The following is a 10,427-nucleotide window of genomic DNA, read 5'->3' as shown; positions in this document are numbered from 1 at the left end:
TCAAGTCGAAGGAACGCCAGGAAATGCAGGCGACCGTCCGCGCCGCCATCGACAAAGGCCAGCCCCTGCCGCCGGAGGTCATCGAGGCCCTGAGCAATGAAGCGACCAAGAACATCCCGTCGCGGACCCGTGACATTCGCAGGGGCATCATCTGGCTGGCCGTCGGCATTGGCATGGCCGTCTTCAGCGTGATCAACGAGATGCGTGGTTTCGGCGACGACTGGAACGACGGTCCGAACTTCGACGGGAGCCTGCTGGGCATCTCGGCGATCCCGATCACCATCGGCCTGGCCTTCATCGTCCTGAGCTTCTTCAACAAGAACAAGGACTGAGCCAAAGCTCCCGGGGGAATGCCATCATGATGCAGGCGCGCGACAAGCCCCTGATCGACCGGCACGATGTCGAGCTCGCCGCCCTCGCGGCGGCGGGCGGACGGCGAGAGTTCGGCGAACTGGTCCGCCGCCATGGCACTCCCGTGCGTGCGCTGCTGCGGCGGATGGGGGCGCAACCCTCCGTCGCCGACGACATCGCCCAGGACGCCTTCATCCAGGCCTTCCAGCGATGCGCCGAGTTCCGGGGCGACGGCACCTTCGCGGCCTGGATCAAGCGGATCGCGGCCCGGCTGTACATCAAGCGTTGCGTCAAGGAGGCCCGCTATGTCGATGAAGTCACGGATGATGAGGTGGTCCATCAGCCCCATCCCGGCGACCGCATGGATCTGGACGAAGCCCTGAAAACCCTCAGCGAGCCGGAGCGGCTTTGCGTCTCCCTGTGTCACGGCGCAGGCATGGCCCATCCGGAGATCGCCTCCGCCCTGAATTTGCCACTCGGCACGGTGAAGTCTCATGTCAAACGTGGTCTGGATAAACTCCGCGCGCGGCTCCAGCCGGAACCCGCTCAAGCGCAATCCGCTCAAACCCTGGGGAGAGCACAGCATGTCGGCTGACGAGTTCGATCCCTTCGTCGAGCGGCTGTTCTCGCGCACCCCGCCCATGGCTGACGCGGCCCTGTTCACCGCCGGCGTGGAAGCGCGGTTACAAAAGGGCTCGCGCTTCCGCAGCCTGGCCATCGTCCTGGCCGGCGTGGTCGGCGGGGTCGTGGCGGTACGCGAGACCGTCAGCGTCAATGTGAACCTCGAGGGGCAGCCCGAAGGCGTCGTCGCCGGTCAGGCCCTGGGCCAGGGGGTGCAGTCCGCCTCCATCGGCATTCAGACCGCGATCGATTCGGCCCTGTCCGGTCTGGGGCTGAACCAGATGGAACTGGGCTCGGTCGGGGGCATGCAGGTGTTCTGGCTGGCCGCTGCGGGCATTATCGCCCTGGCCACGATCAGCGTCGTGCGCCTGTCGCAGGAAGTCTGACGCCGGGCTCATTCGCTCGACCTGACGTGACGCACGGCCTATCTAGACCGCGAACAGTCAGGGGTGCCCCATGTCCAGCCAGATCCAGAGCCCGATCAAGCGGATCACCGTACCCGACATCCGGGCCAGGAAGGGCGGCGAGCCGATCGTCGTCCTGACCGCCTATGACGCGCCGACGGCTGCTTTGATGGATGCGCATTGCGACATCCTGCTGGTAGGGGACAGCGTGGGGATGGCGGTCCACGGCCTGACCTCCACGGTCGGCGTCACGCTTGAGATGATGATCCTGCACGGTCAGGCGGTCATGCGCGGCGCGAAACGGGCCTTGGTCGTCATCGACATGCCGTTCGGCAGCTATGAAGCCGGCCTCGAGACCGCCTATGCCAATGCCGTGCGCGTCCTGAAGGAAACCGGTGCCCAGGCGGTTAAGGTCGAGAGCGGGCCCACGGCCCCGGCCACCATCGACTATCTGGTCAAGCGCGGGGTGCCCGTGATGGGCCACGTCGGCCTGTTGCCCCAGTCGATCAATATCGACGGCAGCTTCAAGGCCAAGGGCAGGGAAGAGGGCGAGCGCGCCCGCATCCTTCAATCGGCCCGCGACACGGCCGACGCCGGAGCCTTCGCTGTCGTCATCGAAGGGGTCGCCGAAGGTCTGGCGCGAGAAATCACCGAGGCGATCGACAAGCCGACGATCGGTATCGGAGCCTCGGCCGCCTGCGACGGCCAGGTGCTGGTCTCGTCCGACATGCTGGGCCTGTTCGACTGGACTCCGAAATTCGTCCGGAAGTATGCCGACCTGCGCGGTGTGATCGATCAGGCGGTGGCCACCTATGCGGATGATGTCCGTGCCCGCCGTTTTCCTGCCGAAGTCGAGACCTACTTCTCCAAAAAGCCGGTTTCCACCTGAACCGCCGCGTTGCGGTGGATGATGCGACGCACTAGGGTCGCGCCGGATTGAATTTCAGCGGTTTTGGGGCGGTTTTTCGTGGTTGATGTCTTCGAACAGGTCGAGGAGGAGCTTCGCTCCGATCGATACAAGCGGCTGGCCCGCACCTGGCTGCCCGTCGTCGGCGGCGTGCTGCTGATCGCCCTGATCGCGGCGCTGAGCTGGTGGGGCTGGGACAGCTGGCAGACGTCCAAGGCGGACAAGGCTTCCGTCGCCTATGACCGCGGGCTGGATTCCCTGCAGGCCGGCAACCCCATCGGGGCCGACGCCGCCTTCGTTCAGGCCGCCAGGGAAGGCAACGGAGCCTACAAGGCCCTGGCGCTTCAGCTGCGCGCCCAGATCGCCGTCGATGCCAACCGCATCCCCGACGCCATCCAGCATCTCGATGATGCGGCCAAGGCCACGCGCGATCCTATCCTGTCCGATATCGCGGCCCTGAAGGCGGCCTGGCTGGTCATGGATACCAATGCCTCCCTCGCCGACGTCGAAGGTCGCCTCGAGCCCCTGACCGGCGACAAGCGCCCCTATCGCTATGACGCGCGCGAAGCCCTGGCCATGGCCCGACTTCAGGCGGGTCAGACCGCAGAAGCGCGTCAGGCCTTGGTCCTGCTGAGGAACGATCTGGATGCGCCCCAGCCGGTCATCCAGCGCGCCGGTGCGGTCGTCGAGGCGATCGACGGTGGTGTCGCCGCCAACTTGTCGGCCCTGTTGCAGACGATGCGCAACCTGCCCGCGCCCGTCGCCGCGCCCCCCGCCGGTGCTCCGGGTTCGGCCCCGGCTGCCGCACCCGCGCCGGCCCAGGCCCCTCAAGCCGCCCCGGCCAGTCAGTGATCCCCGTTTCCAGGACGTCGCCCATGAATCGCGTGCTTAAAGTCGCCCTGCTGTGCGGTCTGGCCGTCACCGTCGCCTCCTGCGGCACCGTGCGCCGAGCCCTGCCGTTCGGGCTGGGCGGTGCGGAGCAGCCCGAGGCCGTCGCCAGCGCGGGCACACGGATTTCCATCCTGGAGTTCGAACAGCAACTGGCCCCTTCGGCCGCCCTGTCGGGTCGTGACTTCTTCCTGCCAGGCCCCCAGGCCGCGACGGCCTGGACCCAGCCCGGCGGCACGGCCGAGAACCTGGTCGAACACGCCATCGCAGCCCCTGACTTCACGGTCGCCTGGCGTCGCAGCATCGGCGTCGGCTCCAGCCGCAATCGTCAGGTCATGGCCCCGGTCATCGCAGACGGGAACCGCATCTTCGTCCTGGACGGCGAGGCTTCGGTCGCCGCCGTTGACGCAGGCACAGGCGCGATCGCCTGGAAGACCAACATCAAGCCGGCCGAGGACACCCGCCGCAGCGGCTGGTTCGGCATGGGCGGACGCTCCGACGGCGGTGGCTTCGGCGGGGGGATCGCCGCAGGGGCCGGGCGCGTGTTCGTCGCCTCGGGCTATCGCACTGTCACGGCCCTGGACCAGGCCACGGGAGCCGTCGTCTGGACCACCCCCGTTGATGTGCCGATCCACGGCGCCCCGACCTTCTCCGGCGGTCGCGTCTTCGTTGTCGATGTCGAGAACCAGCTTCTGACCTTCGACGCCGCCACGGGCCAACAAGCCTGGACATTCCGCGGCATTCCCGAGCCCGCGCGTCTAATGCGCGCCTCCAGCCCCGCCGTCACGGGCGACACCGTCGTCGCGCCGTTCTCGTCCGGCGAACTGACCGCCTTCCGCGCCTCGACCGGCCAGGCCGTCTGGCAGCACGTCCTGTCGCGCACCAGCCGCACCAGCGCCCTGTCCGAAATCCGCGACATCGCCGGTCGCCCGGTCATCAGCCGCGGCACCGTCTATGCGATCAGCCACTCGGGCGTCCTGTCGGCATTGGACATCCGCTCGGGCGAGCCGAAGTGGGCCGAACTGCCGATCGGCGGCGTCAATGCGCCCCTGCCGGTCGGCGATGTCGTCTATGTCGTGTCCAAGGAAGGCGAACTGACCGTCATCAACCGCGAGACGGGTCAGGTCTACTGGACCCGCGACCTGAACGAGGGCCGTGTGCGTCAGGAGGGGGGCTTCCTGGGCTTCTGGGATCGCACCGTGCGCCCGGTCTGGTCCGGCCCGCTGCTGGCCTCCAACCGTCTGGTTCTGACCAACTCCGACGGTGAACTGGTCGCCTTCGATCCCAAGACGGGGGCCCAGACCGCCAGCCTGAAACTGGGTGGTCCGGCCTATCTGGCCCCCGCCGCCTACAACGGGGCGCTCTATGTCCTGACCGACAAGGGTGACCTGGTCAGCATTCGCTGATCGCCGCTCACGTCCGAGCCCAAACTGCGTTAGAAGGCCGACATGGCTCTCAAAGTCGCCATCGTCGGCCGCCCGAATGTGGGCAAGTCGACACTGTTCAACCGCCTCGTCGGCAAGCGCCTCGCGCTCGTCGACGATCGCCCCGGTGTGACCCGCGACCGCCGCTATGCCGACGGCCATATCGGCGACATGGACCTGACCCTGATCGACACGGCCGGGTATGAGGACGTCAGTGACGACAGCCTCGAAAGCCGCATGCGCGAGCAGACCGAGGCTGCGCTGGAAGACGGCGACCTGATCCTGTTCATGATGGACGCCCGCGAAGGCGTGACGTCGCTGGACCGCATCTTCGCCGACCGCCTGCGCAAGGTGCACAAGCCGGTCATCCTGCTGGCCAACAAGTCCGAAAGCCGCGAGAGTGGCGGCGGCATCGGCGAGGCCTATGCTCTGGGCTTCGGCGAACCTGTCGCCATCAGCGCCGAGCACGGCGAGGGCATGGCGGATCTGTACAAGGCCGTCGTCACCGCATCCGCAGACATCTTCATCGAAGAGATCGACGAGCCGGACAAGCCGATCCGCATCGCCATCGTCGGTCGCCCCAATGCGGGCAAGTCCACCCTGATCAACCATCTGATCGGCGAGGACCGCATGCTGACCGGTCCCGAGGCCGGGATCACACGCGACAGCATCTCGGTCGACTGGGAATACGAAGGCCAGAACATCCGCCTGGTCGACACCGCCGGCATGCGCCGCAAGGCTCGCGTTCAGGAGAAGCTGGAAAAGCTGTCGGTCGCCGACACCATCCGCGCCATCACCTTCGCCGAGGTGGTCGTCCTGGTCATGGACAAGGACAACGCCTTCGACACCCAGGACCTGCAACTGGCGGATCTGGTCGAGCGCGAGGGCCGGGCCCTTGTCTATGTCGCCTCCAAATGGGACCTCGAAGAGAATCCCCAGTCCAGGCTGGCCGAGCTGTCGCGTCTGGCCGAGGACAAGCTGCCTCAGCTGAAGGGCTCGCCCTTCATAGCCCTGTCGGCGCACAACGGGCGCGGCGTCGAGCGGCTGATGCCCGCCATCCTGCAGGCGCACGCCACCTGGTCGGTCAAGGTCAAGACCAAGGATCTGAACACCTGGCTGTCGATGGCCACCCAGCGGCATCCGCCCCCCGCCGTAGACGGCAAGCGGATCAAGCCCAAATACATGGCCCAGACCAAGGCCCGGCCGCCCACCTTCGTGCTGATGGCCAGCCGCGCCGAGGCGATGCCGGAGCAGTACAAACGCTATCTGGTCAACAATCTGCGTGAGAGCTTCGACCTGCCCGGCACGCCGATCCGCCTGATCGTCAAGGCCGGCAGCGACAACCCCTATGCGCCGGGCGGGGCCAAGTCCGGTCCCGAGCGCTACAAGGGCGACGCCAAGACCGCCCCGCGTCGGGTCATCAAGAAGGCCGAGCGCGAGGCCGCCCTGTCCAACCTGCCCGGCAAGGCGCTGGAGCAGAAGAAGTCCGGTGCCAAGCCCAAACCCTTGTCCGGCCTGAAGGCCAGCGCCTCCAAGAAGGCCGGCTCGTCCATCGCCGTCCAGAAGGGCGCGCGCGGCGGTGCCCGTCAGGTCTCACGCTCGGGCCGCATCCGCACAGGTCAGAAGCACGCGCCGAAGAAGTGACTCCCGGTTGACGGCGGCCCCTGGACTGGCACATTGAGCCGGGTTGGGGGATCAAGTGATGAAACTGTTTTTGGCTCTGGCGACCGGCGTGCTGCTCGCGGGATCGGCGATGGCGCAGGACGCCGCCTCGGTCGCTACAGCCTGTCCCGTTCCCGAACGTCCGGCGGTCGAACGACCGACCAAGCCAGAGCGCCCGGCGCTGCCATCCTGCGTCAACGAGGCGCGCGGCACCCACAACTGCAACAACCGCGTCTTGAATGCGTATGAGACCGCCAATCGTGAATATCAGGCCTCCTTCACGGCCTATGTGGCGCAGGTAAACAGCTATATTCAGAAGTTGCAGGCCTATACGCGGGAGGCTGTGGCCTATGCCGAGTGCGAACGGGATGTCGTTCTGCCCTCAACCCTGATCAACGGCTGAGCCGGTCCTGGATCTGAGTCTCCGTCTCCTAGCCGGCGCTCCAGTCCCTGAACTTCACCTCCAGCGCCGGTTCGCGGTCACCCCGGGCCAGTTCGACCATCAGCGGGCCGATGGCGGACGGGTGGATCACCGTCTCCGGTTCCTCGCCCGGATAGGCCTGGGCGCGCAACTGGGTGCGCATGCGGCCCGGATCGACGATGCAGGCGCGGATGTTGGTGCTCTCGATTTCGTCGGCCCAGCATTTCATCAGCGCCTCGGCCCCCGCCTTGGTCGCGGCATAGGCCCCCCAGAAGGCCTTGGGGGCGGAGGCGACGCTCGAGGTCAGATAGATGGCGCGTCCGGCGTCCGACGCCCGCAACAGCGGCTCCAGCGAACGGATCAGGCGATAGACGGCGGTGAAATTGGTCTTCTCGATCTTGGCGAAGCCGCGCACGTCGGCGTGAGCGACCGGGGTCAGCCCTTCGGCCCCCATGATGGCCGCCGACTGCACCCAGACGTCCAGCTTGCCGAAGCGGTCGAACAGCGCCCCGCCCAGCCGATCGATCGCGCCGCCATCGACCAGATCGAACGGGATCAGGGTCGCATGCTTGCCGGTGGCCGCAAAAATGGCGTCGTCCAGCTCTTCCAGCCCGCCCTGGGTCCGCGCGGTCGCCACGACATGGGCCCCGGCCTTGGCGAGGGCGAGAGCGGTCTCATAGCCAATGCCGCGCGAGGCCCCGACGACGAGGGCGATACGATCTTTCAGGAGGAGGTCGGTCATTTAGGGTTCAGGCACTCACCAGCAGGGACAGCTGACGCTGCGGCTCCTCGCGGCCGCCTTCCTCGATCTCGCGATCCAGCAGGCGGGTGGGGTATTCGCCGGTGAAATAGTGGTCGGTGAACTGGGGCGTCTTCGGGTCGCGCGGTCCGGCCTCCATGGCGGCATACAGGCCGTCGACGGACAGGAAGCCCAGCGAATCGACCTCCAGATGCCGGCGCATTTCTTCCAGCGTCATGTTGGCGGCGATCAGCTGGTCCCGCTCGGGCATGTCGATGCCGTAGAAGTCGGGGTACAGAATCGGCGGGCTGGCCGAACGCAGGTGAACTTCGGTGGCACCTGCGGCCCGCACGGCCCGCACCAACTTGACCGAGGTGGTGCCGCGCACGATGGAATCGTCGATCAGCACGACGCGCTTGCCCTCCAGCACCGAGCGATTGGGGCTGTGCTTCATGCGCACGCCCTTCTGCCGGGCGCCCTGGCTGGGCTGGATGAAGGTGCGGCCCAGATAGTGGCTGCGGATGATGCCCATCTCATAGGGGATGCCGCTTTCCTGGGCATAGCCGAGGGCGGCGGGCACGCCGGAATCGGGCACAGGCACGACGACGTCCGCCTCGACGCCATGCTCGCGGGCCAGGCCCTGGCCCATGCGCTTGCGTACGCCATAGACCGAGCGACCGTTCACGACGCTGTCGGGGCGCGAGAAGTAGACGTATTCGAACAGGCAGGGCCGCGCCGCACGGGTCGGGAAAGGCTTGAGCGAGCGCAGCCCCTTTTCGTCGATGATCACGACCTCGCCATGCTCGACGTCGCGCACGAAGGTCGCGCCAATAGTGTCCAGCGCGCAGGTCTCGGACGCCAGCACCCAGGCCTCGCCGATCTTTCCCAGCACAAGCGGGCGGATGCCCAGCGGGTCGCGTGCGCCGATCATCTTGAAGCGTGTCTGGCAGACAAGGGCATAGCCTCCCTCGATGCGGCCAATGGCGTCGATGAAGCGGTCGACGATCTTGGCCTTACGGCTGCGAGCGATCAGGTGGAGGATGACCTCGCTGTCCGAGGTGGACTGGAAGATCGAGCCTTCGCCGACCAGTTGCTTCCGCAGATAGTGAAAGTTGGTCAGGTTGCCGTTGTGGGCCACGGCGATGCCGCCGGAGTCCAGATCGGCGAACATGGGCTGGATGTTGCGCAGGAAGCTGCCGCCCGCCGTGGAATAGCGGGTGTGGCCCACGGCGGCCCGACCCGGCATGCGGGTGGCCAGGTCGGCCCCGCCGAAGGCTTCGCCCACCAGCCCCATGTGACGTTCGGTATGAAAGCGGCTGTCGTTGACGCTGGCGATGCCGCAGGCTTCCTGACCACGATGCTGGAGCGCATGCAGGCCCAGGGCCACGATGGCGGAGGCGGCGTCTTCGTCCGCACCCCAGACGCCGCAAACCCCGCACTCCAGGCGCAGGATGTCGTCATCGGCGTCGCGCCAATGCTCGCGGTGGATGACCGGATCGGCGATCAGGTGGCGCATCGTGAGGCTCCGATGACCTGCTGAAACTATATCAGGGGGCTGTGGCCGGGGAGTTAGGCGGGCTTTGCGTCGGGGGCAAGGCTTCTTCGTCCGAAAACCCTCTGCTGACAGACGAAGAGACCAAGGGCGTCAGGGCGTCGGCCCCACGCCCCAGGCCCGGCAGGATGATCTGGATGACCCGTGCGGCCCCCGCCGATAGGGGTCGTACGGCCGCTTCCGTCAGCCAGCGCGGCGTCCGCTCGCCCGGCATGGCGGCGACCACGACCAGATGGATGGCGCCCAGCAGGACCAGCGCCCGCACCGCCCCGATGAAGACGCCCAGAAATCGGTCGATCCCGCCCAGCTGCGGATGATCCTTCGCTCCCTTGGACAGGGCCGAGCCCGCCAGCCGGATCAGGAAATAGATCAGGACGAAGGACACGATCACGGCCACGATCGATCCCAGCCAGTCCGGGTCGATCAGGCCACGTCCGATGGGGGCCGTTACCGGCAGGGCCAGCATGGCGACAAAGGCCGCCAGCACGAAGCTGAACAGGGTGATGACTTCGCGCAGCGCCCCGCGCACCCACCCCGCTCCGGCGGAGATCAGGATGACGATGAGGGCGAAGATGTCGAAACCGGTCACCCGACCTCAATAGCGGTTCTGCGAGATTCGTTCGACCACTTCGGTCAGGCGGGTCACCGGGGTCAGCTTTACACCCTTGTCCTTCACCGTGAGGGGAGGGGTCAGGGCGTGGTCGAAGCCCAGCTTGTTGGCTTCGCGCAGCCGCGCCTCGGCCCGGCCGACGCTGCGAACCTCGCCTGACAGGCTGATTTCGCCGAAGACGACGCAGCCCTGGGGCAGGGGCATGTCGGTGGCCGAACTGATCAGGGCCGCCGCCGCCGCCAGATCCGCCGCCGGTTCGTTGATGCGCAGACCACCCGCCACGTTCAGATAGACGTCCTGGTCCCCGAAGCCGAAGCCGCAGCGTGCCTCGAGCACCGCCAGCACCATGTTGAGCCGCCCCGTATCCCAGCCGACGACGGCGCGGCGCGGCGTGCCATAGGCGGACTTGGACACCAGGGCCTGCATCTCGACCAGCACGGGGCGCGAGCCCTCGATCCCGGCGAAGACGGCGGCGCCTGGCGCCCGGTCCTTGCCCTCGCCCAGAAACAGGGCGGATGGATTGGACACCTCGCGCAGGCCCGCGTCGCCCATTTCGAACACGCCGATCTCGTCGGTCGCGCCGAAGCGGTTCTTGCCCGCGCGCAGGATGCGGAAGGGATAGCCGCGCTCGCCCTCGAAGCTGAGCACGGCATCGACCATGTGTTCGACCACGCGCGGCCCCGCGACCTGCCCGTCCTTGGTGACATGCCCGACCAGCACCACGGCCACGCCCTGGGACTTGGCCAGGCGTACCATCTCGCCGGCACAGGCGCGCACCTGGGTGACCGAACCGGGCCCGGCTTCATGGGCGTCGGACCAGAGGGTCTGGATCGAATCGACGATGACGA

Annotated in this window: 12 protein-coding genes; 8 read left to right on the top strand and 4 right to left on the bottom strand. The window is 67.2% G+C overall.

Features of this window, described 5'->3' with window-relative positions:
• The 8 genes from JHC81_RS12200 to JHC81_RS12165 form a co-directional block, all read left to right on the top strand.
• On the top strand, nt 1-332 hold a 332-nt coding region (locus JHC81_RS12200), incomplete at its 5' end, for a DUF6249 domain-containing protein (RefSeq protein WP_292175079.1).
• A 26-nt stretch (nt 333-358) separates the two neighbouring features.
• Nucleotides 359-946: a sigma-70 family RNA polymerase sigma factor gene (locus JHC81_RS12195; protein WP_292175077.1), complete on the top strand. Its 588-nt coding sequence runs from the start codon at nt 359-361 to the stop codon at nt 944-946.
• The gene (locus tag JHC81_RS12190) at nt 936-1,358 is read left to right on the top strand and encodes a hypothetical protein (protein WP_292175075.1); all 423 of its coding nucleotides are present in this window, start codon (nt 936-938) and stop codon (nt 1,356-1,358) included. The genes JHC81_RS12195 and JHC81_RS12190 overlap by 11 nt, the downstream gene beginning before the upstream one ends.
• Before the next feature lie 70 nt (nt 1,359-1,428).
• A complete protein-coding gene (panB, locus tag JHC81_RS12185; RefSeq protein ID WP_292175074.1) occupies nt 1,429-2,265 on the top strand; it encodes a 3-methyl-2-oxobutanoate hydroxymethyltransferase in 837 nt (278 codons plus the stop codon).
• Between the two features lie 78 nt (nt 2,266-2,343).
• Nucleotides 2,344-3,135 (top strand): tetratricopeptide repeat protein, encoded by a 792-nt coding sequence (locus tag JHC81_RS12180; RefSeq protein WP_292175073.1) that lies wholly within the window; start codon nt 2,344-2,346, stop codon nt 3,133-3,135.
• 23 nt (nt 3,136-3,158) lie between these two features.
• Nucleotides 3,159-4,577 carry a PQQ-binding-like beta-propeller repeat protein gene (locus JHC81_RS12175; protein ID WP_292175071.1) on the top strand — a complete coding sequence of 473 codons (1,419 nt, stop codon included), beginning with the start codon at nt 3,159-3,161 and terminating at the stop codon, nt 4,575-4,577.
• 42 nt (nt 4,578-4,619) lie between these two features.
• On the top strand, nt 4,620-6,239 hold the full coding sequence (gene der / locus JHC81_RS12170) for a ribosome biogenesis GTPase Der (protein ID WP_292175068.1): 1,620 nt from the start codon (nt 4,620-4,622) through the stop codon (nt 6,237-6,239).
• 58 nt (nt 6,240-6,297) lie between these two features.
• Nucleotides 6,298-6,660: a hypothetical protein gene (locus JHC81_RS12165; RefSeq protein WP_292175067.1), complete on the top strand. Its 363-nt coding sequence runs from the start codon at nt 6,298-6,300 to the stop codon at nt 6,658-6,660.
• 28 nt (nt 6,661-6,688) lie between these two features.
• Here the strand turns inward: JHC81_RS12165 and JHC81_RS12160 are convergent, their stop codons facing one another.
• The 4 genes from JHC81_RS12160 to JHC81_RS12145 all read right to left on the bottom strand — a co-directional run.
• Nucleotides 6,689-7,420, bottom strand: coding sequence for an SDR family NAD(P)-dependent oxidoreductase (locus JHC81_RS12160; protein WP_292175066.1), 732 nt, complete (start codon nt 7,418-7,420; stop codon nt 6,689-6,691).
• A gap of 7 nt (nt 7,421-7,427) precedes the next feature.
• Nucleotides 7,428-8,933: an amidophosphoribosyltransferase gene (gene purF, locus JHC81_RS12155; RefSeq protein ID WP_292175064.1), complete on the bottom strand. Its 1,506-nt coding sequence runs from the start codon at nt 8,931-8,933 to the stop codon at nt 7,428-7,430.
• A 31-nt stretch (nt 8,934-8,964) separates the two neighbouring features.
• Complete coding sequence (locus JHC81_RS12150; protein ID WP_292175063.1) at nt 8,965-9,558, bottom strand: CvpA family protein; 594 nt, start codon at nt 9,556-9,558, stop codon at nt 8,965-8,967.
• A gap of 6 nt (nt 9,559-9,564) precedes the next feature.
• Nucleotides 9,565-10,427, bottom strand: an 863-nt coding sequence (locus tag JHC81_RS12145; protein ID WP_292175062.1) for a magnesium chelatase domain-containing protein, incomplete at its 5' end; no start/stop codon positions are given.

Origin of the sequence: Brevundimonas sp. (assembly GCF_016463295.1) — a bacterium.
GTDB lineage: Bacteria > Pseudomonadota > Alphaproteobacteria > Caulobacterales > Caulobacteraceae > Brevundimonas.
The sequence above is the reverse complement of the archived record's forward strand: the minus strand, read 5'-3'. Positions and strand labels throughout refer to the sequence as shown.